The organism is Exiguobacterium sp. s48 (assembly GCF_018617395.1).
In the GTDB taxonomy this organism is placed as follows: Bacteria; Bacillota; Bacilli; order Exiguobacteriales; family Exiguobacteriaceae; genus Exiguobacterium.
On the sequence record NZ_JACSKC010000001.1, the window covers coordinates 1,720,106 to 1,744,434 of the forward strand.

Annotated in this window: 25 protein-coding genes and 1 riboswitch; of the genes, 15 read left to right on the forward strand and 10 right to left on the reverse strand. The window is 48.3% G+C overall.

What is annotated here, in order from left to right:
* Positions 1-12: 12 nt before the first annotated feature.
* The 5 genes from KNO66_RS08645 (at position 13) to KNO66_RS08665 (ending at position 3,903) form a co-directional block, all read left to right on the forward strand.
* Positions 13-678, forward strand: a complete 666-nt coding sequence (locus tag KNO66_RS08645; RefSeq protein ID WP_214742038.1) for a haloacid dehalogenase type II — start codon at positions 13-15, stop codon at positions 676-678.
* A 58-nt stretch (positions 679-736) separates the two neighbouring features.
* Positions 737-1,093, forward strand: coding sequence for a DUF2200 domain-containing protein (locus KNO66_RS08650; RefSeq protein ID WP_214742039.1), 357 nt, complete (start codon positions 737-739; stop codon positions 1,091-1,093).
* Positions 1,090-1,521 carry a DUF1801 domain-containing protein gene (locus KNO66_RS08655; protein ID WP_214742040.1) on the forward strand — a complete coding sequence of 144 codons (432 nt, stop codon included), beginning with the start codon at positions 1,090-1,092 and terminating at the stop codon, positions 1,519-1,521. The genes KNO66_RS08650 and KNO66_RS08655 overlap by 4 nt, the downstream gene beginning before the upstream one ends.
* Before the next feature lie 78 nt (positions 1,522-1,599).
* Complete coding sequence (locus tag KNO66_RS08660; RefSeq protein ID WP_214742041.1) at positions 1,600-2,241, forward strand: TVP38/TMEM64 family protein; 642 nt, start codon at positions 1,600-1,602, stop codon at positions 2,239-2,241.
* A gap of 129 nt (positions 2,242-2,370) precedes the next feature.
* Positions 2,371-3,903, forward strand: a complete 1,533-nt coding sequence (locus KNO66_RS08665; RefSeq protein ID WP_214742042.1) for a methyl-accepting chemotaxis protein — start codon at positions 2,371-2,373, stop codon at positions 3,901-3,903.
* Positions 3,904-3,941: 38 nt separating this feature from the next.
* On the opposite strand, the gene KNO66_RS08670 is transcribed toward KNO66_RS08665, so the two are convergent.
* The 6 genes from KNO66_RS08670 to KNO66_RS08695 are packed head-to-tail and all read right to left on the reverse strand — an operon-like array spanning position 3,942 to position 10,240.
* Complete coding sequence (locus KNO66_RS08670; protein WP_214742043.1) at positions 3,942-4,799, reverse strand: SDR family oxidoreductase; 858 nt, start codon at positions 4,797-4,799, stop codon at positions 3,942-3,944.
* A gap of 60 nt (positions 4,800-4,859) precedes the next feature.
* Positions 4,860-5,939, reverse strand: a complete 1,080-nt coding sequence (locus KNO66_RS08675) for a universal stress protein (RefSeq protein ID WP_251128075.1) — start codon at positions 5,937-5,939, stop codon at positions 4,860-4,862.
* On the reverse strand, positions 5,939-6,430 hold the full coding sequence (locus KNO66_RS08680; RefSeq protein WP_214742044.1) for a potassium-transporting ATPase subunit C: 492 nt from the start codon (positions 6,428-6,430) through the stop codon (positions 5,939-5,941). The genes KNO66_RS08675 and KNO66_RS08680 overlap by 1 nt, the downstream gene beginning before the upstream one ends.
* Before the next feature lie 10 nt (positions 6,431-6,440).
* A complete protein-coding gene (kdpB, locus tag KNO66_RS08685; protein ID WP_214742045.1) occupies positions 6,441-8,462 on the reverse strand; it encodes a potassium-transporting ATPase subunit KdpB in 2,022 nt (673 codons plus the stop codon).
* Between the two features lie 19 nt (positions 8,463-8,481).
* Entirely contained in the window at positions 8,482-10,119 is a 1,638-nt protein-coding gene (gene kdpA, locus KNO66_RS08690; RefSeq protein WP_214742046.1) for a potassium-transporting ATPase subunit KdpA, read from the reverse strand.
* Between the two features lie 22 nt (positions 10,120-10,141).
* Positions 10,142-10,240: a potassium-transporting ATPase subunit F gene (locus KNO66_RS08695; protein WP_214742047.1), complete on the reverse strand. Its 99-nt coding sequence runs from the start codon at positions 10,238-10,240 to the stop codon at positions 10,142-10,144.
* A gap of 193 nt (positions 10,241-10,433) precedes the next feature.
* Positions 10,434-10,576: riboswitch (cyclic di-AMP (ydaO/yuaA leader) on the reverse strand.
* Positions 10,577-10,975: 399 nt separating this feature from the next.
* Between KNO66_RS08695 and KNO66_RS08700 the strand changes: the two genes are divergently transcribed.
* From KNO66_RS08700 to KNO66_RS08710, 3 genes are all read left to right on the forward strand, one after another.
* Positions 10,976-11,596 carry a DedA family protein gene (locus KNO66_RS08700; RefSeq protein WP_214742048.1) on the forward strand — a complete coding sequence of 207 codons (621 nt, stop codon included), beginning with the start codon at positions 10,976-10,978 and terminating at the stop codon, positions 11,594-11,596.
* A 109-nt stretch (positions 11,597-11,705) separates the two neighbouring features.
* The gene (locus KNO66_RS08705; RefSeq protein ID WP_214742049.1) at positions 11,706-12,623 is read left to right on the forward strand and encodes a TerC family protein; all 918 of its coding nucleotides are present in this window, start codon (positions 11,706-11,708) and stop codon (positions 12,621-12,623) included.
* 87 nt (positions 12,624-12,710) lie between these two features.
* Positions 12,711-12,872: a hypothetical protein gene (locus KNO66_RS08710; protein ID WP_214742050.1), complete on the forward strand. Its 162-nt coding sequence runs from the start codon at positions 12,711-12,713 to the stop codon at positions 12,870-12,872.
* A 45-nt stretch (positions 12,873-12,917) separates the two neighbouring features.
* Here the strand turns inward: KNO66_RS08710 and KNO66_RS08715 are convergent, their stop codons facing one another.
* On the reverse strand, positions 12,918-13,634 hold the full coding sequence (locus tag KNO66_RS08715; protein ID WP_214742051.1) for a peptidoglycan DD-metalloendopeptidase family protein: 717 nt from the start codon (positions 13,632-13,634) through the stop codon (positions 12,918-12,920).
* Positions 13,635-13,834: 200 nt separating this feature from the next.
* Positions 13,835-14,299, reverse strand: coding sequence for a DUF305 domain-containing protein (locus KNO66_RS08720; protein ID WP_214742052.1), 465 nt, complete (start codon positions 14,297-14,299; stop codon positions 13,835-13,837).
* A 168-nt stretch (positions 14,300-14,467) separates the two neighbouring features.
* Here KNO66_RS08720 and KNO66_RS08725 point away from each other — a divergent pair, with 168 nt between their 5' ends.
* The 3 genes from KNO66_RS08725 to KNO66_RS08735 all read left to right on the forward strand — a co-directional run bounded on the left by KNO66_RS08725 (position 14,468) and on the right by KNO66_RS08735 (position 16,912).
* Positions 14,468-14,728 (forward strand): hypothetical protein, encoded by a 261-nt coding sequence (locus KNO66_RS08725; protein ID WP_214742053.1) that lies wholly within the window; start codon positions 14,468-14,470, stop codon positions 14,726-14,728.
* A 103-nt stretch (positions 14,729-14,831) separates the two neighbouring features.
* The gene (locus KNO66_RS08730; RefSeq protein WP_214742054.1) at positions 14,832-15,506 is read left to right on the forward strand and encodes a response regulator transcription factor; all 675 of its coding nucleotides are present in this window, start codon (positions 14,832-14,834) and stop codon (positions 15,504-15,506) included.
* On the forward strand, positions 15,482-16,912 hold the full coding sequence (locus KNO66_RS08735; protein WP_214742055.1) for a sensor histidine kinase: 1,431 nt from the start codon (positions 15,482-15,484) through the stop codon (positions 16,910-16,912). The genes KNO66_RS08730 and KNO66_RS08735 overlap by 25 nt, the downstream gene beginning before the upstream one ends.
* 17 nt (positions 16,913-16,929) lie before the next feature.
* On the opposite strand, the gene KNO66_RS08740 is transcribed toward KNO66_RS08735, so the two are convergent.
* The gene (locus KNO66_RS08740) at positions 16,930-17,874 is read right to left on the reverse strand and encodes a F510_1955 family glycosylhydrolase (protein WP_214742056.1); all 945 of its coding nucleotides are present in this window, start codon (positions 17,872-17,874) and stop codon (positions 16,930-16,932) included.
* A 58-nt stretch (positions 17,875-17,932) separates the two neighbouring features.
* Complete coding sequence (locus tag KNO66_RS08745; protein WP_214742057.1) at positions 17,933-19,939, reverse strand: heavy metal translocating P-type ATPase; 2,007 nt, start codon at positions 19,937-19,939, stop codon at positions 17,933-17,935.
* Between the two features lie 130 nt (positions 19,940-20,069).
* Between KNO66_RS08745 and KNO66_RS08750 the strand changes: the two genes are divergently transcribed.
* The 4 genes from KNO66_RS08750 (at position 20,070) to KNO66_RS08765 (ending at position 24,300) form a co-directional block, all read left to right on the forward strand.
* Positions 20,070-21,581, forward strand: coding sequence for a multicopper oxidase family protein (locus KNO66_RS08750; protein WP_251128076.1), 1,512 nt, complete (start codon positions 20,070-20,072; stop codon positions 21,579-21,581).
* 157 nt (positions 21,582-21,738) lie between these two features.
* Entirely contained in the window at positions 21,739-22,884 is a 1,146-nt protein-coding gene (locus KNO66_RS08755; RefSeq protein ID WP_214742059.1) for a sensor histidine kinase, read from the forward strand.
* Between the two features lie 95 nt (positions 22,885-22,979).
* The gene (locus tag KNO66_RS08760) at positions 22,980-23,123 is read left to right on the forward strand and encodes a hypothetical protein (RefSeq protein ID WP_214742060.1); all 144 of its coding nucleotides are present in this window, start codon (positions 22,980-22,982) and stop codon (positions 23,121-23,123) included.
* Positions 23,124-23,214: 91 nt separating this feature from the next.
* On the forward strand, positions 23,215-24,300 hold the full coding sequence (locus KNO66_RS08765; protein WP_214742061.1) for a GGDEF domain-containing protein: 1,086 nt from the start codon (positions 23,215-23,217) through the stop codon (positions 24,298-24,300).
* The last annotated feature ends 29 nt before the right edge of the window (positions 24,301-24,329 follow it).

Below are 24,329 nucleotides of genomic sequence, written 5' to 3' on the forward strand. Positions count from 1 at the left end.
AGGAATGTTTTTATGAAACAACCCATCAAAGCCATCGTCTTTGACGTATATGGCACATTGTTCGACGTTCATTCGGTGAAGGATGCCTGTGAACAAGAGTTCCCGGAAAAAGGAGATGCCATCAGCCAAGTATGGCGAACGAAACAACTCGAGTATTTCTTTTGGCGCCACATCATGGGACGCTATGAAGATTTCGAGTCAGTGACCCGGGACGCACTCCGTTACGCATTAGCCGTGCATGATGCAACATCGACGGAGAACATCGAGAAACGCTTGATCGCATCGTATGCGCACCTCACCCCGTATGAGGAAGTCGAATCGGTCCTCAAACAGTTGCATGACGTAAAGACCGTCATTCTCTCAAACGGGACGGACGAGATGCTCGAGGCACTGCTTCACAACGCCAGTCTGAGCGAATATTTCGATGAAGTTGTCAGCGTTGACGGCATCAAACAACCAAAACCATCTCCTGCCGCCTATATGCACTGGTTCAAAACATCCGGTCTTCGTCGTGACGAGGTGCTCTTCTTATCGTCAAACGGCTGGGACATCGCCGGGGCGAAGAACTTCGGCTTCCACGCGGCATGGATCAATCGGAATGCCTTACCTTTCGAAGAATTTGATGTAGCGCCAGACACGATTTATGACGATTTGAACGGAATCTTGGAATGGGTGTAACCTGCTTCGGTCAAAGTATGAGAAAATAAAGAAAATAAGACCGAAACGAGGGATACAGATGGCACACCGCATTTACACGACGAGCTTTGCGAGCGTCTATCCACACTACGTCGCCAAAGCCGAACGAAAAGGACGGACGAAAGAAGAAGTCGACACGATTATCGAATGGTTGACGGGTTATGATCAAACCGGGCTCGAGCGTCAGATTGCTGACGAGGTTGATTTCGATACGTTCTTCTCTGCCGCACCTCGCCTGAATGAAGATCGTGCTCTCATCAAAGGCGTCGTCTGTGGGGTCCGCGTCGAGAACGTGGAAGAACCGCTTATGCGTGAGATCCGTTATTTGGACAAACTCATCGATGAGTTGGCAAAAGGAAAGAAAATGGAGAAAATTTTACGAGGTGGCGAATCATGATGGACGTGACGACACTCGTCGACGAGGAACGACTCGATTCATTTATTCATCTGATCGAAGTTATCGATGACCATTTGCCAGAAGGCTTTGAAAAGACGACGGACGGACAGGGTGTCCATTACGTCGTCCCACTCGATCGATATCCGTCGGGTTATCACGTCACACCAGGGACACCGCTCCCGTTCATTAGCGTGATCGCGCAAAAGCGTCACGTCGGGCTTTACCATATGGGCATCTACTCCGACCCTGAATTGCTCGCCTGGTTCGAACAGGAGTATGCGAATCGGGTCCCAACGAAGCTCGATATGGGCAAAAGCTGTATTCGCTTCAATAACGTGAAACGAATTCCGTTTGACTTAGTTGGGGAACTTGTCGAGAAGATGACGGTCGAGCAATGGATTCAACGCTATGAAAGAAGCCGAGGCTAACGCTTCGGTTTTTTCGCACATCCGTTTTCTTTCTAGAGCCGAGTATACGGTATGCTTAGAAAAAAGGAGGGACGCCTCATGCCACGTTGGCTAAAAATCACTCTATTTTTACTCGTGTTCGGCACGTTGTTCTACATCACCCATTTCCACTATGAGTTGCGTCCGTCTGACATCCGCGATACGGTTCTGTCGTTCGGGTGGTGGGGACCACTCTTCTTTATTTTTCTTTACGCCATCGGTCCGGTTGCATTTTTACCGACATCCGTCCTGTCACTCGGAGCCGGACTCGCGTTCGGCGTATGGCCAGGAGTTCTCTATATTATTTTTGGCGCGACTGCTGCCGCGACGACCGGTTACGTCATGGGACGCTTCTTTGGACGTTCGGTCATCAACGTCGAGCGCTATCCATGGTCCGAAAAACTGTTCACCCAAATGGAGCGTCGTGGATTTCTGTACGTGTTTGTCCTTCGGCTCATCCCACTCGTCAGTTTTGACTTACTCAGTTACGCCGGAGGGATCTCGCGCGTCCGTTTCCGTGCGTTTGTACCGGCGACCGTGCTCGGCATGATTCCAGGTACGTTCGCCTACAGCTTCCTCGGAGCGAGTCTCGCGTCAGGCAGTGTCACCACGATCTTCATCGCCGCGCTCGTCTTCGTCGGCTTGATTGTCGTGACGTATATCTTCCGGGAACCAGTGAAAAAGTGGCTCGGGTTAAATTGAAAACATGTGAAAAGGAGCCACGCGCTCTTTTTTTGTGCTTCGAACATGCAATTTGTATAAACTTCTGTGAACTTCGTCCGATATGTATAGAGCTACAACAAATGAACACGAGAATGTGAGGAATGAAAGATGAGTTTTACGAAACGAAATCAGTTGATGTTGTTGACGACGTTATTGATTGTGATGACGTCGGTTATTGTTCATGTGCTCCATCGTTTTACCGACTTTGCCTATGCTTATACAATTTTACGAAATGGTGCAGATGGTTATGTGTACTCCGGCGTGACATGGGTCCTTTTCGCAATCCCGATCGCTTTATTCGGGATGATGCTCATTACAGCAAAACGAGACTCTGCGTCCTTTTCCTATTGGATGATGTTGACGCTCACCTTCGCAAGCATCTCGACCGTTGCCGGTGGACAAGGACTCGTCGAGTATCATTTTTCGATTTTTGTCGTCTTGGCGATTTTGTCGTTCATGCGTCGAATTGATTTGATTTTGTATAGCGCCGGAATCTTTGCTGCGCAACATTTACTCGGGTACTTTTTGATTCCTGAGATGATTTGTGGGACGAGCGATTATCCGTTCAGTTTACTCCTCGTCCATGCCGTATATTTGATTCTTCTCAGTACCGTCCTCGTCGCGCAAATCCACTTCCGTAACAAAGAGACGGAACGTGTCGAGGCACAGGAGCAAGAAACGCGACAGTTATTACAACATGCGATTCACGATGTCAGTGCGCTTGTCCAATCTTTAAACAGTCATGCAGAAGAGCTTGAATCCGCTTCGAATCAGTCTCTCGAATCCGGGGAACAAATCGCTGTCACGGTCGACCCGATTGTCGCGCATGCTTCATCCCAACAGGAATCCATGGCGCAAGGGGCTGATGAAATTCACTCGATTCGTTCATTGACTGCGCTCATTCAAGAACGAATGGCCCAGACAGCCGCAGCGTCCTCGCGTATCGCTAAAGATGCCCTTGCCGGGAACAAAGACATGCATCTCATGGAAGCGAAAGTACAAGAAATCATCACCGAGTCGGAACAGCTCGATCGAATCGTCGCAACGATGTCGACTCGTTCAACCGAAATCCAAGGAATCTTGCAACAAGTCGGCTCGATCAGTGAACAGACGAATATGCTCGCCTTGAACGCATCCATTGAAGCAGCACGCGCTGGTGAGGCTGGTCGCGGATTCGCAGTCGTCGCCTCTGAAGTCGGGAAACTCGCTGTCCAATCGCGTGAATATGCATCCGAGATGACCCGTGTCCTCGGTGGGTTGATGGAGGATACGACCGTCGTCTCCAAATCGGCGCATCTATTCAAACAAGCGACGGAAAACTGTCAAACGGTCACGAACGATGTGACGGCTGTTTTTGGACGTCTAACGGAAGATGTTTCAGAAATCGACGAACAGATCGCTTCGATTCAAGAGACACGCCAACAGGTCACGACACAAATGGAAGCACTCGAAACACGACTTGAATCGACGAAATATGCGGCGAACGAACTCCAGCAACAGATTCACCACGTTGCCGCAGCAACGGAAGAACAAGTCGCCATTCAAAAAGAACTTAGTTCCATGTCGGACCGACTCGCTCTAACAGCGAATTCGCTCGAAGACGTGACGACTCAACTCGAAGATCACGCCACTCGCGCCTAACATAAATGCCCTCGACCAAGCGGTCGAGGGCATTTTCATTATCGGTCGAGTAATTGACGAATTCCGTCCGCGAGCGGTGTGACCGGGCGTCCAAGAACCGGTTCAAAGTCACTCTCGTGAATTTCGAGTGTCCCTTGACGAATACTTTTTTGAATGCCTGCTAGTAGGGAAACTACGTCATCAGGCATCCCTGCCCCGCGCATCGTCTCTTCATATGCTTCGAGATTTAGCTCCTGCATCATGACGTCACGACCTAACACCTCACTAAGTGCATCTACTAAATCTTTTTGCGTATGGAGCGGTCCTGACAATTCATACACCGCACTCTCTTGCTGTTCTTTCAACAGGACGTTCGCCGCTGCTTCCGCATAGTCTTGTTGAAGCGCCCAACCGACCTTCCCGTCCCGAGCCGCTGTGATCCACGGCGCACCGTCCACGACTGCTTGCATGCTCGGCAATTCGTTCTCTAAGTACCAATTGTTCCGCAAAAACGCATACGGAATCCCCGATTCTACGATTGCTTCCTCTGTGACGACGTGTGGAGGTGCCATCAAGTTCTCACTGTCTGTCGCATCGGCTAGACTCGTGTAGGCGATGAAGGAAACACCTGCCCGTTTCGCCGCCTCAACCGCGTTCGTATGTTGACGAATGCGCGTATCGTTATCGCCATCTGCCGAGATGATCAACAGACGCTCAACACCTTTGAACGCTTCATCGAGTGTGTCCGGCTGATCAAAATCTCCGTGTCGTACATCAACCCCGCGCTCTTTTAGCGATGCTGCTTTCTGCGGATTACGTACACTGACTGCGAGGTCACTCGCATCGATTGATTTGAGTAACTCCTCTACGATTTTCGATCCTAATTTACCGGTTGCTCCTGTGACTAAATATTTCATCAAAAAACCTCCTTTGTTCGCATGATTCACTCTTCCCGTTCATTCGCTCCCTCACACCTATCACGTTTGATCCGAGACGATATGGATGTCCACTTGTTTCAGCTCACGCATGATGACGTTCACAATCGACCCACGCATGACTTCTTGCCAGCGTGTCCTTGCCGATTGTCCAAGAATCAATTGCGTAATGCGTTTTTCGCGTGCCGCCATTGTCAGACTTCTCGTCAGTTCTTTTCGAGGTACGTTCAAGACGATGACTTCCGCCTGAAAGGACTCACCTTGCTCCCGAACCTCTTTCAAAATGGCAGTCTGTTCGGGCGATAATTTCCTTTCATCATTATGGAGGACGGACAGGATATAGAGTTTCGCTTTGAGTCGACTTGCCATGCGAAATCCCCGATACATCAAATGTCTCGCATTGTCATTGAGTTGAATACAGACCATGATCCGTTCTTGAAGAAGCGTTGGATCAGACACCACATTTTTTCGCGTTCGATACACTTGATCATCGACTTCGTCCGCCACTTGCCGAAGCGCAATCTCACGAAGGCTCGATAAGTTGGTCAATGTGAAAAATGAGGTCAGGCTCTGCTCGATCTTATCGGGGCGATAAATCTTGCCTTGTCGCATCCGCTCTTGCAACGTCTGTGGTGTCACGTCGACAAGCAGGATTTCGTCTGCTTGATTGAGGAATCGGTCCGGGATGCGTTCTCTTACCTCGACGCCCGTGATTCCTTTCACGGTCAGTAACAAACTCTCGAAATGTTGGATGTTCACGGCCGCGTATACATCGATCCCATTCTCTAACAACACCTGTACGTCCTGGTATCGCTTCGCCCGCATCGAGCCCGGGGCGTTCGTATGGGCCAGTTCATCGACGAGGACGATATCTGGGTAAAGCGACAAGATCTTATCGACGTCTAACTCTTTCAGTTCGTGTCCTTTATAAAATAACGAAAGAAGAGGGACGACCGGTAGATCACCGATCATCGCCTCTGTTTCATTTCGCCCGTGTGTCTCAATCAATCCAATCATGACCGAGACCCCTTCTTGCTGACGCGCCCGTGCGTCCGCCAACATCTTATATGTTTTCCCCACACCTGGCGCGGCTCCGATATAGAGACGAAGTTTGCCTCGCATCAGCCTAACTCGTCGAGTGAAAGGTTCATCATCAAGACGTTGACGTACGATTCACCGTCTGCCGTCTCACGAATGATCCTCTCGACTTCACTTTCGTCCAATGAGCGCGTCTCGCTGATTCTTTTAACTTGTGACATCGCATGTTCGATGGAGATATGCGGATCTAGTCCTGATCCCGATGTCTCAATCGCACCCGGCAGTTTAGAATCGTGTTCTGGACGGTCTGGATTGCTTTCCGCCATATTATCGCCGCCCGATTGACCAGTGAGTTGATCGACTGCTGTTGGTCGGCCGTGGAAGTAACCTTCCGAAACGAAAGGTTGTGCGATCCACTTTGAGCCAATCTGTTCACCATCGCGTTCGATCAGGCTACCTTCAGCCTGACTCGGAAATAGTGCCTGGCCTGCTACTGTTAAAGCGAATGGATAAGCCACACCGCATAAGACCATCGTCAAACTGACGACGATGCCTGCTTGTTTTATAGAAGACATTTGATCCACCTCACATGAATAAGTTTAAGATGACGTCGAGTGCTTTGATTCCGAGAAACGGGACAATCACACCACCGACACCATAAATGAGTAAATTTCGACGTAACAACTTCTCCGGACCGACCGGGTCATAACGAACACCTTTCATCGCAACCGGAATGAGGAGTGGAATGATCAAGGCGTTAAAGAGGAGCGCCGCTAAAATGGCTGACTCCGGTGAACCGAGACGCATCACGTTCAACCAGTCCATCTCTGGAATAAAGGCGACGAACATGGCGGGCAAGATGGCGAAATATTTGGCCACATCGTTCGCAATCGAGAACGTCGTCAAGGCGCCGCGTGTCATCAGTAATTGCTTACCGATTTCGACTACTTCAATGATTTTGGTCGGATCGGAATCCAAATCAATCATATTCGCAGCTTCTTTTGCGGCCTGTGTTCCGGAGTTCATAGCGAGACCGACGTCTGCCTGCGCGAGCGCCGGGGCATCATTCGTCCCATCCCCCGTCATGGCGACAAGATGACCTGCTTGTTGTTCTGCCTTGATGACACGAATCTTGTCTTCCGGCTTACATTCGGCTACAAATTCATCCACACCCGCTTCACGTGCAATCGTCGCCGCTGTCAACGGGTTATCTCCGGTACACATGATGGTCTTGATCCCCATCTGACGCAATCGATCGAAGCGCTCACGCATGCCAGGTTTCACCGTATCCTTCAAGTGAATCACACCAACGATTCGTGCATCTTCTGAGATGACGAGCGGTGTGCCGCCTTCTTTTGAAATCGCATCGACTTGCTCCTGTAAGTCGCTCGGAATCATCCCACCTTGGGCACTCACCCAGTCGGTGACGGCGGATGCCGCACCTTTTCGGACGCGTCGCCCGTCTGCCAAATCGAGTCCCGACATACGCGTCTCTGCTTTGAATGGAATGATGACTGCACCTTGTTTTGGGGACTCATCTAATTCTCCCCACTGCTCTTTCGCGAGTGTCAACACAGATCGTCCTTCCGGCGTCTCGTCTTCAAGAGACGTCAACACGGCGACTCCGAGTGCCTGCGAGGCCGTATTGCCTTCTACGGGAACGACTTCAAACGCCATCCGGTTTCCGAACGTGATGGTCCCCGTCTTATCTAAAATGATGGTCCGAATGTCTCCCGCTGCTTCGACAGCTTTCCCGCTCATCGCGATGACATTGAAACGTGTCACCCGGTCCATTCCCGCAATCCCGATGGCGGATAAGAGTCCACCGATTGTCGTCGGAATGAGACAGACGAGAAGCGCGATTAAAATGGGAGGAGACAATTGAAACCCTAAATAATTCGTAAAAGCAGGTAACGTCAAGACGACGAGTAAGAAAATCATACTGAGCGAGATGAGAAGTAAAGATAAGGCAATCTCGTTCGGTGTTTTTTGTCGTTTCGATCCTTCGACGAGTGCAATCATCTGGTCGAGGAACGATTCCCCTGGATTGCTCGTAATATCGACCTCGATTCGGTCACTGACGACGAGCGTCCCCCCGATGACGGAGGAGAAGTCTCCACCTGATTCTTTGATGACCGGTGCGGATTCACCCGTAATGGCAGACTCATCAATCGACGCCAATCCGGCTACGATCTCGCCATCTCCCGGGACATAGTCTCCGGCACGCACTTCGACACGGTCTCCTTTTCGGAGAAGGGACGACGCAACTTCTTCAATCCCATCCTTCACAATCCGCCGTGCCATTACATCATTTTTGGATGCCCGTAGTGTCGCGGCCTGCGCCTTCCCCCGACCTTCCGTAATCGCTTCGGCGAAATTGGCGAACCATAACGTGACGAGCAAAATAAGCGTCACTGCCAAGTGAAAGCCTCGCATCTCTTCCGACATGATCGTATAGACGAGCGATAATAAGAATCCGCCCCACACGAGGAACATGACCGGTTGTTTCACCATCGATCGTGGATCTAGTTTTTTAACTCCGTCCCACATGGCAGGCACAATCAAGCTCGTATCAAAACGGCGTGTCTGTTTTTCTAGTTCATTCATCTTCTATTCTCTCCTATGTTCAACGTATCATGAGCCATTCGGCGAATGGTCCAAGCAACAACACTGGTAAAAACGTCAAGGCGCCGACAATGACAATCACACCGAAAAGAAGTGACGTGAATAACGGCGTGTCGGTCTGAAGCGCCCCGTCGTCCGTGACACGTGGTTTCATTTGAAGGCTACCTGCCATCGCCACCATTAATAACAGCGGAATGTATCGGCCGAAGAACATGGCGAACCCTGCCGTGATATTCCAAAACGGCGTCGCATCCAACAACCCTTCGAATCCGGATCCGTTGTTGGCGACAGCGGATGTGTACTCATACAAGATTTGAGAAATCCCATGTGGCCCCGCATTCGTGATGGCGTCTTGTCCCGGCTGCAAGACGAGCGCCAAACCTGTAAATCCTAAAATGAGGAGCGGCGAGACGAGTAGTGTCAACGCAACGAGCTTCATCTCACGTCCTTCAATCTTCTTGCCGAGCACGGTCGGGGTCTGTCCGATCAATAAGGCCGCGACAAAAATGGTGATGATCACATACATCATCAAGTTCATGAACCCGGCACCGACTCCCCCGAACACCACGTTCAACATCATGTTTCCCATCAAGATGATGCCACCGAGAGATGGAAGCGAATCATGCATCGCATTGACAGCACCCGTTTCAGCAGCTGTCGTTACCGCGCCGTAAAGCGCTGTGCCCAATGCTCCAAAGCGCATCTCCTGTCCATGTAAAGACGGGTTGGCGTACAACGTGGCATACATGAATACTGTTCCGATTACAAACAAGAGGAGCATGACACCAAAGTAAAGGAATCCTTGTTTTCGTTTCTTCGCCATCGCCCCGTAGATGAACGGCAATGACATCGGTAATAAGAGCATCAAGAAAAGATGGATGTAATTCGTCCAATCACTCGGGTTTTCAAATGGATGCGCACCGTTTACCGCATAGTAGCCTCCACCGTTATTCCCAAGCTGTTTAATGACCTCAAATGATGCGATCGGTCCTCGTTGAATCGTTTGACTCGCTCCTTCGAGCGTCGTGACGACAGTATTCGGACTAAGGGTTTGCGGGACACCAAACGCGATCAACCACATACCGAAAAATAAGCTGATCGGTAAGAGCACGTACACGATGACGCGTACAAAGTCGAAATAGAACTGACCGATCGGCTTTCCGAGAATCCCTCGAATGAATGCCAGCGCCATCGTAAATGCCATCGTCGGTGCCACGAACATGAGTGTCGAGAGGACGAACATCTGTGATAAGTGAGAGAGTGCCTCACCTGAATAGTGCTGTTGGTCTGTGTTCGTCATAAAGCTGATGACCGTATGGAAGGCTAGATGCCAGTCTAAGTTGACGGCCCCGTTCGGATTGAAGGGCAACACCCCTTGAAAGCGAAGCAACACATAACCAATCAATAAAAATAGCAAATTGAGTGTCAAAAAATCTTTTGCATAGCCAAACCATGTTTGCTTCTCACGCTCATCTACTCGAAGGCGACGTGTGATCCTCGTCTCGAGCGCTTTCCCTACATAGTTTGGTCGTTCTTGAATTGGCACAAACCGTCTTCCGACGTAACCGCCTAAAACAGCACTAGCTGTCATCGTCATCGCGATGAGCAAACTCAATGTGATGATGAATGTAACCCACATCTTTTGTCATTCTCCTCTGTCCTTAAAATTTTTCTGGTTTTAGTAAAGCAACCGTCAAGTAAGCGAGATACCCAATCCCGATTGAGAGTAGCACGATATACATGTCTTCACCCCGCGTCATTCCAGTGCATCCGATCGATTGAACGAATCATCACGTTCATGGACGCCACTAAACTTATCAATATAGCGATTGCGAATAAATCAGTCATTTTAATAACCTCTTTTTTAAATTTTTTAACTTTATTTAACATTCAAGATATACAAAAAACCACAGGAGCAAGAGACGGCTCCAGTGGCATATCACTGCATGAGTCGGATCCCCCTAATAACGCCTACGAGGTTAGCTGTCGGATTCGGGCTTGCCTAGGTTGGCCCTACCTCACTTGAGGATTCACCCCAGTCCAGATTGGACGGTGGGTCCCCCGCTTCCGTCTCCGGAACTCGGCGAAAAGATTTCAACAATACGTATGAAGTTGATGAGATGGATATTACGCCGATTCAAAAAGACTGTAAATAAATTTTCATAAAAATTTTTTTGACTTAAATTGTCAGATTTATCCGAATGATTTTCGTGAAATGAATATGATTATTCATAAGTTTTTTTATTCCTAGTTTCTTCATACTGAAATTACAGTTCAGAAAATCACGCATTGATATCCCATCCTAGATTTGTGATCACTTCTGCGGTATATACCAGAATGATCACTTTCAAGTGAGTTTGAACTTGAAATCAACCTTTCGTGACATCCAAAAATCGTTTAAAACTACTTTTACATCTTAGGGTGGATGTCCAAATCGATGTGATGAGACTTATTGTTGATAGAGAATATGAATTAGATAGGAGACAAATTACGATATGGAACAATGGATTCAACAAATCATCGAACAGTTTGGTTATTTAGGGGTCATGTTCCTCATTTTTATTGAGAATGTATTCCCTCCGATTCCTTCCGAATTGATATTAATTTTTGGAGGCTTCTTCACGACCACGACAACACTCAATCCGGTTTGGATGATTTTAGCCGCAACGGTTGGGGCACTTCTTGGGGCAGTTGTCCTATACGGTGTCGGACTGTTGTTTGATCGTGAAAGATTGGAGTCATGGGTCGCACGCTATGGCAAACGCTTATACCTCAAAGTCGATGACGTGCGAATGGCCGATCGGTGGTTTGATCGCTTCGGTCCGAAATTAGTATTTTTCGGACGTTTCATTCCCGTCGTACGTAGTTTGATTTCGATTCCTGCCGGGATGTCCAACATGCCGTTTCTAAAATTTTTCACTTTGACGACATTTGGTACTCTCATTTGGAATACAGTGCTCATCTATATCGGCGTCTATGTCGGAGAAAACTGGAAAGTGTGGCTTGGATACATCGAAACCTATTCACATGCAATGTACGTCGTACTTGGACTCGTAATTGTTGCATTCGTTGTTTGGATTGCACGCCAAATTTCTAAACGACGCGCCACAAGATAACCGTTTTTTATTAAACGTTTTTTTACACTTAAAGTCTTGACTTTAGGTTCAAATGAACTTAAATTAAATACATAGAAGTTCACAAGACCTTAAAAAGGAGGAATAATTATTGACCCTACTCATCGGTTTTTTACTTATCGTCATCTTCATGCTCGCACTTGACCTCGGGGTGTTCCACCGTAAAGCACACGAAGTCTCGCTCCGCGAGGCGTGGACATGGACGTTTGTTTGGATTGGGATTGCCATCACATTCGGAGGATGGTTGTTCTTCACGCAAGGAAGTACAGCCGCAACAGAATATGCGAGCGTCTACTTTATCGAAAAGGCACTCGCGATCGATAACGTCTTCGTCTTCTCACTTGTTTTCGCCTATTTCGCCATCCCACTCAAGTATCAACACAAGGTACTGTTCTGGGGGATTCTCGGAGCAATTTTCTTCCGCGCCGTCTTCATCGTCGCTGGGGTATCCCTTTTAGAAAACTTCGGTTGGGTCTATTACGTGTTCGGAGCGTTCCTCGTTTATACGGGATGGATGATGTATAAGAATATCGGGAAAGACGAGTCACTTGAAGAAAACAAGACGATTCGTTGGCTCGAGCGACGCCTTCCCATCACACAAGACATCACATCCGGGAAGTTCACGAAACGCATCAATGGGAAGCTGTTCTTCACCCCCCTCTTCATCGCGCTCATCTTCATCGAGTTGTCGGATATCGTCTTCGCTGTCGATTCAGTCGCCGCAAGTTTTGCGTATTCACGTGACCCGTATATCATCTTCTATGCGAACATCATGGCGATTCTCGGACTTCGTAGTCTCTACTTCGTTCTCGCCAACTTGATCGACCGCTTCTACTATTTGAAACACGGTCTCAGCTTCATGCTCGTCTTCATCGGGGCGAAGATGATTTTGGGTGATGTGTACAAGATGCCGATTTGGATGTCTCTTGGAACCATCGTTCTCGTCATCTTGATTAGCGTTCTCTATAGTTTCTACAAAACGAAACCTGGTTCGTCCAAACACGTATAATGAATCAATCGATCCATTTCGTCGGTGTTCTTTCTTTGAAATTCGGGTAATTATTGAGGTGCACCACTACAGAAAAGGGGATTCAATATGTTTGATCGGATTGGCCTCATGAGTATCGGTCTCGTCTTCGGGATCATCCTCATGTTACTCTTCAATACCTTATTCGGATTGGTGTTTGGTGTCGTTCTTGGCGTCAGCCTCATCGCCGCCAACCAAATCGAACGAAACAAACAAACGACGATTCATTAACCAAAAAGCACGCGCTCCCATCCTTTGGGAGTGCGTGCTTTTTGGTTAAAACATCGTATATGGGTTGATACTGTTGGCAGGAGCTGAACTGCTATACACATAGCTGTTTCGATGTACTTCGAAGTGAAGGTGGTTCCCGAACGAGTTGCCGGTATTCCCGACCGTTCCAATTGTTGCTCCCTTTGCTAGCGTCTGTCCTGTGACGACATTGAGACGATCGAGGTGTGCATATACTGTGATGTATGTTTGTCCGTTCAACTGATGGCTCATCATGACGTGGTTACCGTAAGCCCCATAGTTTCGAGAAACGATGACTTTTCCATAAGCGGCTGACACGACCGGTGTTCCTCTTGGAGCAGCCAAGTCGATGCCGTTATGGAACGTATAACCGTACTGCCCGCTCGCCGGACCATACTTTTGTGTCAACGTCCCTTTTGTCGGGATGATCATTTTCGCAGTCGATGTCGTTGAAAGCGTTGAGACACTGTACTTCTTCACATATGTACTGGATACGTAGCGGGACGTCCCGTTGAAGTTGATTTTCGTCCATCCCCCGCTCACGCCGAGATACTTGAACGACTGTCCCAACTTGGCGCTACCGACGATCGCATACGTCGTGCTCGGGCCCGAACGGACGTTTAAACTGTTGGTCGTCACTTTGACATAATACGTGGTGGCGGCTTCAGCCGGGGTACCGGCGGGAGTGAAGATTCCGACGGTGAGAAGAACGGCACAGAAGAGAGAAAGCATCTTTCGTTTCATAATGTGGTAAATCCTTTCAATTATGTATTTAAATTTTTATATTTTATATTATCTAACTGAAAAAATTTTACCACCAAAATGAACCGACAAATATGTCATTTATATTTCAAATAAAGGAAAACAAATTCTAACTTACTTTCTTTATTTTTCCTTTCGAATGGATTAAAAAATACACAGCCCCATTCGACTGTGTATGTCTATTATTCTTGATTTTCTTCTTCCTCTTCTAAATCTTTGATCAGTTGCTTCATTTCTTCGATTTCGCGACGTTGCGCTTCAATGATTCCTTCAGCCAGTTCTTTGACGCGCGGATCTTCAATTTCAGCTCGCTCACTCGTCAAGATCGCAATCGAGTGGTGCGGAATCATCGCCTTCATCCAACTGACGTCATCGACAGTCGTTTGACTCCGTACAAGCCACAGGGAGACACTGAAGACGAGGGCGCTGACCGCTATAATGATAAAATTGAAGGCTTTATTCTTGTACATCCCCCACATGAAGAGCAACATGACGATTGCCATGACCGATCCCATGATGAGTGCCATATACAACCTCGTTTGACTAAAGAAGATATGGTTGATTTGAAAGACGTTCAAATACATGAGCCAATACATAATAAATGTAGAGACCGCAATCATGATGCCGAATTTACCGTATGATTTCATCTCGTTCATCCTTTCTTGTTATGCATGTAGAATTACTTTTACCTACTTGTTCTGCACTCAAACCTGCATATTTTTTAGCCATGGCGTGTTCTGAATGTTTTTCACTTCTTTTTCACAATCGTCGGGTAGACTAATGAAATTGAGATTTTGCACGGAAGCAGAACGACAATGCAAGAGGTGACATTGCGTGACGTATTGGCATCACTGGATTCTGTGTTATCTTGGTCGTATCTGGACCGTCCTGAAGATATGGCGATTCGCGGCATCGGAACGACACCAGAAAAAATTAAAAAAATGTTTTTATATGTATGCAAACGTCCGATTAATGAACGAGGTGTCGATTTAGTGAAGGTGGCCATCCGGAACGGGGCAGTCGCCATTGTCACGGATCGCCCGATTGATGCGAGAGTGCCCGTCATTTACTGTTGAGACGTCGCGCGCGCATGTGAACAACTACAGACTCTTTTCGCTACAGAAGGAAATCATGCGAAGCACGCGGAACGATAATATATAAAGGAAGGAGGAGTACAAGATGAAGATTCTCATTGTAGACGATGAAGAAAAAATGAGACATTTGATTCGTCTGTTCCTTGAGGGTGATGGGTACTCTTGCATCGAGGCAAGCGATGCTCGTTCCGCACTCGACAAAATCGAAGAGCGACCGGATCTCGTCCTTTTAGATATTATGATGCCAGAAGTAGATGGGATCTCACTTTGTCGTCAGTTAAAGACGATGGACCCGGCATTACCTGTCGTCTTGTTGACGGCACGGTCAGACAACGAGACGACCATCCGAGGATTAGATGCTGGAGCGGATGATTATGTTACGAAACCGTTCGACGGAAACGTCCTCCTCGCCCGTATTCGCGCCGTCTTACGACGGACCCGTGTCGTCAATATTCAATACGGTCCGCTTCGATATGATGAAGAGAGCGGACGTATCCTTTATGAGGAACAAGAAATCGTCCTCACGCCGAAAGCGACGGCCATTCTGAAACTGTTCCTTCAGCATCCGAATCGACTCTTCAACCGCCTAGATTTATTTGACCTTGTCTGGCCCTACTCTGCAGAATCCGATCCTCGCACGGTTGATGCGCATATTCGTATGATTCGAGAAAAGTTAGGGGATGCAGGATTTCCGATTGATGATTATTTAAGGACGGTATGGGGACGTGGCTATCGATGGACCGAAGAGCGTTCCGGATGAAGCGAAGTCGTAACAGTCTACCATTTCGCATCAGCCTCGTCTTCCTCTTATCTACGTTATTAATTGAAGGCGTATTATTCCTTCTCCTTTATCACACGTTACTCGGCGAACGCGTTGTAGAAGAAATCAATCGTCTCGAGTCGAGAGCCGAGAGCCATGCGAACGTGTTGGCGATGAACTTTTCAAAAGAGACGATTGGTCACGTTGCTACGATGGAAAGTGAGACGGACACAAAAGTTGCCATCACTGACCCAGCACATGTTCTTCTTCAAACGTCCCGTTCTTTTCCACAGGTACTAGTCGATACCGTCGAAACGAAACGACGTATAGGTCCATTCGATGATACGACTGTTTTAGAGGACGACTGGGAAAACGAGCCGTATTTAAGCGTTCGTACGCCAATCACAGATGATCTCGATACACGGTATGGGTACGTCTACATGTTTTTACCGACTGAGATCATTCATGGAATCAGTCATCGCCTTCAGTTGCGATTTCTCTACATCACGGCTATCGCACTCGTGACGACGATCTTGACTTTCATTCTTCTAAGTCGACTCATTTCAAAACCGATTGAGTCATTAAGACGAGCGACGGAGAACGTTCTCACAAACCCGGACGATTTACAGTTACCGACGAATCGAGTTGATGAAATCGGAGAATTGGCACGTTCAATCGAATCGATGTCTCTTGAATTATCTCGGCTACGACGCGAGCGGCATCAGTTTCTATCCGATCTCTCACATGAAATCAAGACCCCTCTCACTTATTTGAGAGGGTATGCCGAAATCGCTTCGAAAGACAGCACTCCAGAATCACTTCGGCAACAGTCGATTCAAACGATTTTAGATGAGAGCCGCTCGCTCACAGAACTCGTCGAAAATGCATTTCAATTGGCACAGCTCGATGAAAACACGTTCTTGTTACATCGAGAAGAAGTATCTGTCACGACGTTTTGTGCGGATTTACGACGAATGCTCGATACGATGTTTCGGATGACGACGATTCGCTTCGATACTCTGCCAAATGTCGGACGACCAGATGTTTCGCTCACATTAGACCGTCATCGAATGCTCCAAGTCTTCCGCTCCATCGCCCATAATGCGATTGAACATAGTGAGGCTTCACATGTCTCCCTTCGTTCGAACGTCACGGACACTCACCTGATCCTGACCATTACAGACAATGGGAAAGGCATTCCTGAAGAAGATTTACCGCACATTTTTGACCGTCTATATCGTGTGGAAAAATCACGGTCCCGTCAGACCGGTGGCAGTGGACTCGGACTCGCGATTGCTGATCAAATCGTCGTGCGCCACGGTGGGACGTTGACGGTATCTTCGGATACATCAGGTACTTCGTTCACCGTCACACTTCCGCTCGACAAAAAGACGCCTTCCCTTTAATGGAAAGGCGTCTTTACTTAGTCGAGCTCCCCTGCGTCAAGACGTGTCTGCCACTCTCCGTCCGTGAACTCATATACACTGTTATCCGATGTGACAAGCAACATGTGCTCCTCTTTGATGGCCAATTCGATTGGCACAGCGTCCACTTGAAGCTCTGGAAGGTTGAACGTCTCTGTCGACTCATCGTCTAAGTTGAAACGAACCCCTTCGAATGAACCATCTGTCTGTCGAATGTAGGCCAACTGCCCATCGTCCTCCCCGACCGTGACGACTTGTTCCGACTCGATGAGTGGCTCGAAGGAGTCTCCGGCATCGTTCGAAACGAGGATGCCGGACGGTCCATACAAGAAGACGCGCTCCGCATCCGTCGCATCGGCGACGATGCCTGCCACTTGTACTCCCTCGATTCCGTTCACTTGCATCGGTTCAAATGATTTCCCACCATCGATTGAACGATAAAATCCCGGCTCTAGCTCCGAGGTCGCTTCTTCCAAATAAACGTAGAGTGTACCCGTGGCATAACCGGCTCTCATATAGTGGAAATCTGCCTCGCCTTCTAGCGACCGACTCTCGAGTACTGTCCCATGATTTTTTCCATGCATAACCCCAAGTGGATTTTTGAAATCTGTCCGACGATCGGGGTGACCGCTCGCATAAAATCCATCCTCGACGACTTCAAACCCCATATAGTCGTGACGATTCGTCGGAAGTGTATACCAACCGTCTTCTCGATATTCTATCAACCCGTCATGCGTCGCGATGACAGGACGTTCGTCGTCTTGCCAAAATCCAGCCCCGTGGATATGAGAAACCGTTTCATCGGATCCCACACGCTGCCACTCGTCTTTTGTAGGGGGCGTCACGTTCTCGGATTGACTAGTGTCCGACGGTACTTCTTCCGTTCCACAAGCCGTTAAAAGCAGTGGAGTCAGGAATAGTGATAGCATCAACATTCGTTTCATCTAAATCCCTCCATCTATAGCATCCCATCTAGCATACGTGCTAAAGATGAAAAACTTGTTAAATCTTCAAAAGTCGAGCGTTGATGGCGACAATAACTGTGCTTAAACTCATCAAGACGGCACCGATGGCCGGGGACAAGATGATGCCAATCGGAGCCAACACACCTGCAGCGAGCGGGATGGCGACGATGTTATACCCTGCGGCCCACCACAAGTTTTGAATCATCTTTCGATATGTGTTCTGTGAAAGCTCTAAAATCGATAGCACATCTTTCGGATTGCTACGGACGAGGACGATGTCAGCCGTCTCAACAGCAACGTCCGTCCCGCTGCCGATGGCAATACCGACATCCGCTTGCGCTAGTGCCGGAGCATCATTGATTCCATCCCCGACCATCGCTACTTTGCTGCCATCTTTCTGGACGTCTTTTACCTGGTTCGCCTTGTCGTCTGGTAATACTTCGGCATACACGTCATCGATGCCGAGCTGACCCGCGACCCAATGTGCGACCTTCTCATTGTCCCCCGTCAACATGATGGAACGGACTCCTTTTTCACGAAGTGCCTCGACGGTCTCTTTCGCCTCTTCCCGCACTAAATCGGCCATTGCAATCATACCAACCCATTCCCCGTCCTTTAAGACAAAGACGACGGTCTTTCCTTCTCCCGAGAGTCGTGCGAACGTCTCTTCATCGATCTGAATGTGTTGATCACGGATATGACGTGGACTGACGACTTGAACATGCGCTCCTTCAACCGTCCCTTCTAACCCGACACCCGCCATCGAACCGAAGTTGTCGACAGTCTCCAGTTTCAATTCTCGTTTCTCGGCTTCTCTTAAAATTCCTTGCGCGAGCGGATGTTGCGACTCCCGTTCGACAGCTCCAGCTAATCGCAATACATCTTCTTCTGTGAAAGATGAGCTCGCTTGTACGTCCGTGACACCGAAGTTTCCTTCCGTCAACGTACCCGTCTTATCAAAGATGACGGCATCGAGGCGACGCGCTTCTTCAAATTGAGTCCGATTACGGATAAGGAGACCTTGTTTCGCCGATAACGCTGTCGAAACGGCAACAACGAGCGGTGTCGCTAGTCCGAGTGCGTGCGGACATGAGATGACCATGACCGTCACCATCCGTTCGACTGAGGTTCCGACCGAATAGCCAAGCATGAACCAGATAGTAAATGTGATGACGCCTGCTGCAAGCGCGATATAGAACAAATATTTCGCCGCACGGTTTGCTAAGTTTTGAGCCCGTGATTTCGATTTTTGAGCCTCGCTCACCAATTCGATGACTTTTGACAAGTACGTGCTTTCTCCCGTACCAATCGTTTCAATCGTCAAACTACCTTCTTGGTTGATTGAACCCGCAATGACATCTTCACCTTCTGTCTTTTCGACCGGGACCGATTCACCGGTCAACATCGACTCGTCGATCGTCGTTCGTCCTTTGATGATTTTCCCGTCTACCGGGACCTGTTCTCCTGGTTTGACTAGAATCCGGTCTCCTTCTTTTAGTTCAGAGATCGGGACGTCTTCCGTTTCTTCCCCATTGATGCGATGTGCCTCGTTCGGTAACAGTTGAACGAGTTGCTCCAACGCATTTGACGCCCCCCTCACAGAACGCATCTCAATCCAGTGACCGAGTAGCATGATCACAATCAATGAAGCAAGTTCCCAAAAGAAGTCATGTCCACTTCCATATCCAAAAATAACAGCTGCGCTATAAAAGTAAGCGACACTGATTGCTAAGCCGATCAGCATCATCATGCCTGGGCTACGATCCCGTAGCTCCTCTACACTCCCTTTTAAGAACGGCCATCCTCCGTATACATACACAATCGTCGCCAATACAAATAAGATAGTCTTTTCAAGCGGAAAATTGAGTTCAAACTGTAGCCATTCTTGAATCATGTCCGACAACAATAAAATCGGAATCGTCAGACCAATCGATACGAAAAAGCGTCGTTTGAAATCGTCAATCATATGTTCGTGTCCGCCATGATGAGAATCGTGACTCTCCTCATGATGTTCATGGTGTTGATTGTGTTCGTGTTCCATCATCTATCCTCTCCTTTACACATATTTCATACCCCTATGCGGTATATAAATAAACGGATTCGGACTTTCATGTTTCTTTCACAATTAGGTGGTACAACAGAGTGAGGACTGAACAATGAAGGAGTGTTATCAGATGAAATCAAAAGGAATGTGGTTTCTGTTGACGGGGATTTTAATTGGGGGCATCCTCGTTTTACTAGCCGTTCTCTTCAACGGGACATGGAACCATAACAACAATATGAATCAAGATCATATGATGGGCAATGATTCGTCAACCGGGCAAATGGGTGACCACATGATGGGCAATGGCGGACCGACGGGACACGGTGCGACCCAAAATCTCCAAGCATCGGATGAACCGACACAGCCACTTCCGATTCCGACTGCCTTACAGCCAGATCGTGTCACGGGAGACACGGTCTACTATACGGTGGAAGCAACTAAAGGCACGTCACGATTTTTCAAAGACGGCAAAAAATCGGAAACGTTCGGCTATAATGGAAACTTGCTCGGACCGATGCTCGAGTTACCGAAAGGAAAAACAGTCGTGATTGATACCATCAATCGATTGGATGAACCGACAACGTTCCACTGGCACGGACTCGTTATCCCTGCCGACATGGACGGGGGACCTCATCAAGCTGTAGCTGCGGGTAAACATGCACAAGTTCGACTCGACATCGACCAAGAACCTAGTACGCTTTGGTTTCACCCCCATCCGATGGGATTGACAGCTGAACAAGTTTACAAAGGGCTCGCCGGCCTTCTTTATGTGACCGACGATGCACAGAGTGGTCTCCCGAATGACTATGGTGTCGATGACATCCCGCTAATCGTACAGGATCGGCTCTTCACTGATAACGGTGAGCTTGATTACGATGCCCACATGAACGTCGATGGGACGACAGGGGATACGATTCTTGCGAACGGTGTCATCAACACCACGTTCGATGTTCAAACCGAGACGTTACGAGTGCGACTAGTCAACGGTTCGAACGCACGTAATTTCGACTTCACGCTATCGAACGGAGAGAATTTGATTCAAATTGCAGGAGACGGTGGTCTGTTGGAAAAACCAGTTCCCTTGAAGACCATTTCGTTGACACCGGGCGAACGGGCAGAGGTGCTGATTGATTTTTCACAAGTAGAAGATGACGTATCCTTAGAAGCGGACGGGGTGACGTTCACCACGTTTCGTGTTGGTGAACTCGATAAGACGTCCATCGATATTCCGACAACTAAAACGAGAGAGCGTTCGACAGATGAGAAGGCAGATCGCCGGCTCACGCTGTTTGGAATGGGAAATATGGTATCAATCAATGGAAAAACGTTTGACCCAGAGCGTATCGATATCGAAGCGAAACGCGGAGACACTGAGGTATGGGAGATTGAAAATAAGCCGGATATGATGGGTGGGATGACACATCCTTTCCACATCCACGGCGTCCAGTTCCGAGTCATCAGTCGAGACGGCAGCCCGCCAGCCGATCAGGAGAAAGGGTGGAAAGACACGGTCGCTGTGGCTCCTGATGAACAGGTGAAAATCGAACTGACCTTCACCAAAACGGGAACGTTCATGTATCATTGCCACATCCTCGAACATGAAGAAAACGGGATGATGGGACAATTAAAAGTGACTGAATAACTCACGCCTCTCCGTTCACGTAACGGAGAGGTGTTTTAAATGTCCGTCCCAATTTCACTACGTTTCTGCTAGGACTATTGCCTGTATAGGGATTCCTTCTCGAATGTCGTATACTTGTTGTGAATGAATGTACAAATGTTCGCGAGGAGGTAGATCTATGCGCCGATTTCGTAGGGTTAGGCAAAAACGCTCCGCTCGTCAAAAACAGCAACGTCATACGTTCTCCATCACTTCTATCGTGGAAGAAGTGCAGGATGCGATGTGTTATATCGATTTCTCAAGGTGCCGCCTGTATACGAATGATTCTCTTCGTCAATGGTACCCTTCTATGACGACACAGTCTTTTGACACATTGGACACATTGACTCGTCATGTATATACCACGTTGGAACGGCATGGGGCGGATTCCGCACAAGTCATGCACCTGATTCAGGAATTGCTCGAATGTGCGACCGAAATGGATCCAAGGATGGCCTCACGTCGTCTTCGTTTTGATGACAAAACGCTACATTTGATTTTCAACTTTACGCGGACACCACGTGGCGTTTTCGTCATGTGGCGCGACCAAACGGAAGCCGTCCGCTTTGAAGAGCGTAAAGACAGTTTTCTTGCCGAACTGTCTCATGATTTCCGCACGCCATTGACTGCCATCCACGGCTATACGGAGTTACTTATGAGACGTCATCAAGGTGCGGAAAAGTCGTATCAGATGCTACAACAAGTCAAACAAGAATCGGAACGTCTGGAGCGGCTCGTTGATAATTTCCTCGACTATCAAAAAGAACGCTACACGGCTGATCAACTGAACGTGACGACGTTCGCACTCCCTCCTCTTCTAGAGGATGTCATGTCGAGCTATCAGACGACCTCCCCGCTTCATACAGTGACGTTTGAAGCGAACGATGTCTTGATTCAAGCAGATGAAGAAAAGTTACGGCAATTGCTCCATAACCTGATTAGCAATGCGATCAAGTATTCTCCCGAAGGTGGGGAGGTTCATGCCCAGGTTGAGGAATGCGACGGGACAGTGATCTTGTCCGTATCTGACACCGGCATCGGCATTCCGGAAGATGCCCTTCCCTACGTATTTGATGAATACTATCGTGTCGAATCGGCTGCCCACCAATCGATTAAAGGAACCGGTCTCGGGCTACGAATCTGCAAACGCATCGCCGAAGCCCACGGTTGGGGCATCCATGCAGATTCGGTATATGGAGAAGGGACGACTTTCACGATCGAGCTTCATACCAGACAGAGTTGTCCATTGCTTCCATCCCCTAAACACTCGCTTTCGTTCGACTGATTTGATCGGTCGAACGTTTTTGTCTTACCTCAATTTGAGAATGAAGCTTCTACCTTTTGGGAATAAAGAAATGACGAAGAGAGGAGGCAATGAAGATGAAACAACGAGGACATTTATCGATTCCAGTCGCGGTCGTATTCGCCGTCGTCTTTGGTCTGACTCTCGACAATTGGTGGCTCGGAATCGGGATTGGCATCGCCATGTTTTTCGCATTTCGAGGAACGAAGAAAAAAGCGTGAAGAAATGACGAAAATTTACACACCTTCAGATTGACAATTATTTGAAGACTGCTACCGTTAATGTATAGTCCATAAAAAAGGTCGTGAAGGAATGACGCTCACCGTTTTATTGCTTAATGCTTGTGTCGCATTCACCGGGTTTTATATCATCTCGAAGATTTATCATTCTTCACTGTTTAACTCATACCGTCTTCGTAGTTTCGTGATCGGACTACTCGCCGGTGCGCTCGGTCTGTTTTTGATGTATAACGCTGTGGAAGTCAACGATACGGTCCGTGTCGATTTACGTCACTTACCGCTCGTGTTGCTCGCGTTTTATGGAGCCCGTTTCCCTTTATTCATCGCAACACTCTTCATTGCGAGCACACGATTCTTGTTCGGAATGACCGAACAAGCCGCGATTGCGTTTGTCGCGACGTTTATCGTCAGTATCGGGATGCTCTGGATTCATCGGTTGCTTCGGGAGCGACTTTTCATCCAAAGCATCTTCTTGAACGTATGGGCGCTCTTCATCATCTCGATTGCCGTCTACATCAATATGGGTTGGAGCACGGCGTATGTGTCCCTCGTCTTGACCATTTGGATGATTGGGATGCTTGTCGGTCTGCTCTCGAGCATCCTCACCATCGATCTTGAACAGACGACCCGTCGTGCCATCGAGTACAAGCAGTCGTCTGAACGGGACCATTTGACGGGTCTATACAATCGGCGTGTATGGGATCGATATACGGCATCCGTCGGGCAAGAGAATCGGACGTATAATGTGCTCGCGCTCGATATCGATCATTTTAAACATGTGAACGATACATATGGGCACGGAAACGGTGATCTCGTCTTACAACAGTTTGCCAACATCCTTAAGGTGGAAACACGTGCCCACGACACGGTCGCTCGGATTGGTGGGGAAGAGTTCGTCATTTTAATGTACGATTTGACGCCTGAAAAAGTGGATAAAGTAGCTAACCGGATTCGGGAACGGATTGCCGCTGAAACGTTCCATTTGAATGACTTCCCACCGATTCACATCACGACGTCCGTCGGGGTCGCGCACGGCACCTCGCTTCCTATCAAACGAATGGTCGACCTCGCCGATTCGGCGCTCTATCAAGCAAAAAACGAAGGACGCAATCAAGTTGTCGTCTCGACATCTGACACACCTCAACCAATCATGACATGAACAAACCCTGCTCCTTCTCGGAAGCGGGG

Coding starts and splice junctions, on each gene's coding strand:
- KNO66_RS08700 (WP_214742048.1), top strand. CDS start 10,976: ATGGAACAATGGATTCAACAAATCATCGAACAGTTTGGTTATTTAGGG.
- KNO66_RS08660 (WP_214742041.1), top strand. CDS start 1,600: ATGCCACGTTGGCTAAAAATCACTCTATTTTTACTCGTGTTCGGCACG.
- kdpA (WP_214742046.1), bottom strand. CDS start 10,119: ATGTGGGTTACATTCATCATCACATTGAGTTTGCTCATCGCGATGACG.
- KNO66_RS08670 (WP_214742043.1), bottom strand. CDS start 4,799: ATGAAATATTTAGTCACAGGAGCAACCGGTAAATTAGGATCGAAAATC.
- KNO66_RS08745 (WP_214742057.1), bottom strand. CDS start 19,939: ATGATGGAACACGAACACAATCAACACCATGAACATCATGAGGAGAGT.
- KNO66_RS08725 (WP_214742053.1), top strand. CDS start 14,468: ATGCAAGAGGTGACATTGCGTGACGTATTGGCATCACTGGATTCTGTG.
- KNO66_RS08735 (WP_214742055.1), top strand. CDS start 15,482: ATGGACCGAAGAGCGTTCCGGATGAAGCGAAGTCGTAACAGTCTACCA.
- KNO66_RS08720 (WP_214742052.1), bottom strand. CDS start 14,299: ATGAAATCATACGGTAAATTCGGCATCATGATTGCGGTCTCTACATTT.
- KNO66_RS08680 (WP_214742044.1), bottom strand. CDS start 6,430: ATGTCTTCTATAAAACAAGCAGGCATCGTCGTCAGTTTGACGATGGTC.
- KNO66_RS08675 (WP_251128075.1), bottom strand. CDS start 5,939: ATGCGAGGCAAACTTCGTCTCTATATCGGAGCCGCGCCAGGTGTGGGG.
- KNO66_RS08655 (WP_214742040.1), top strand. CDS start 1,090: ATGATGGACGTGACGACACTCGTCGACGAGGAACGACTCGATTCATTT.
- kdpB (WP_214742045.1), bottom strand. CDS start 8,462: ATGAATGAACTAGAAAAACAGACACGCCGTTTTGATACGAGCTTGATT.
- KNO66_RS08650 (WP_214742039.1), top strand. CDS start 737: ATGGCACACCGCATTTACACGACGAGCTTTGCGAGCGTCTATCCACAC.
- KNO66_RS08645 (WP_214742038.1), top strand. CDS start 13: ATGAAACAACCCATCAAAGCCATCGTCTTTGACGTATATGGCACATTG.
- KNO66_RS08730 (WP_214742054.1), top strand. CDS start 14,832: ATGAAGATTCTCATTGTAGACGATGAAGAAAAAATGAGACATTTGATT.
- KNO66_RS08750 (WP_251128076.1), top strand. CDS start 20,070: ATGAAATCAAAAGGAATGTGGTTTCTGTTGACGGGGATTTTAATTGGG.
- KNO66_RS08760 (WP_214742060.1), top strand. CDS start 22,980: ATGAAACAACGAGGACATTTATCGATTCCAGTCGCGGTCGTATTCGCC.
- KNO66_RS08755 (WP_214742059.1), top strand. CDS start 21,739: ATGCGCCGATTTCGTAGGGTTAGGCAAAAACGCTCCGCTCGTCAAAAA.
- KNO66_RS08740 (WP_214742056.1), bottom strand. CDS start 17,874: ATGAAACGAATGTTGATGCTATCACTATTCCTGACTCCACTGCTTTTA.
- KNO66_RS08695 (WP_214742047.1), bottom strand. CDS start 10,240: ATGACGCGGGGTGAAGACATGTATATCGTGCTACTCTCAATCGGGATT.
- KNO66_RS08765 (WP_214742061.1), top strand. CDS start 23,215: ATGACGCTCACCGTTTTATTGCTTAATGCTTGTGTCGCATTCACCGGG.
- KNO66_RS08710 (WP_214742050.1), top strand. CDS start 12,711: ATGTTTGATCGGATTGGCCTCATGAGTATCGGTCTCGTCTTCGGGATC.
- KNO66_RS08715 (WP_214742051.1), bottom strand. CDS start 13,634: ATGAAACGAAAGATGCTTTCTCTCTTCTGTGCCGTTCTTCTCACCGTC.
- KNO66_RS08665 (WP_214742042.1), top strand. CDS start 2,371: ATGAGTTTTACGAAACGAAATCAGTTGATGTTGTTGACGACGTTATTG.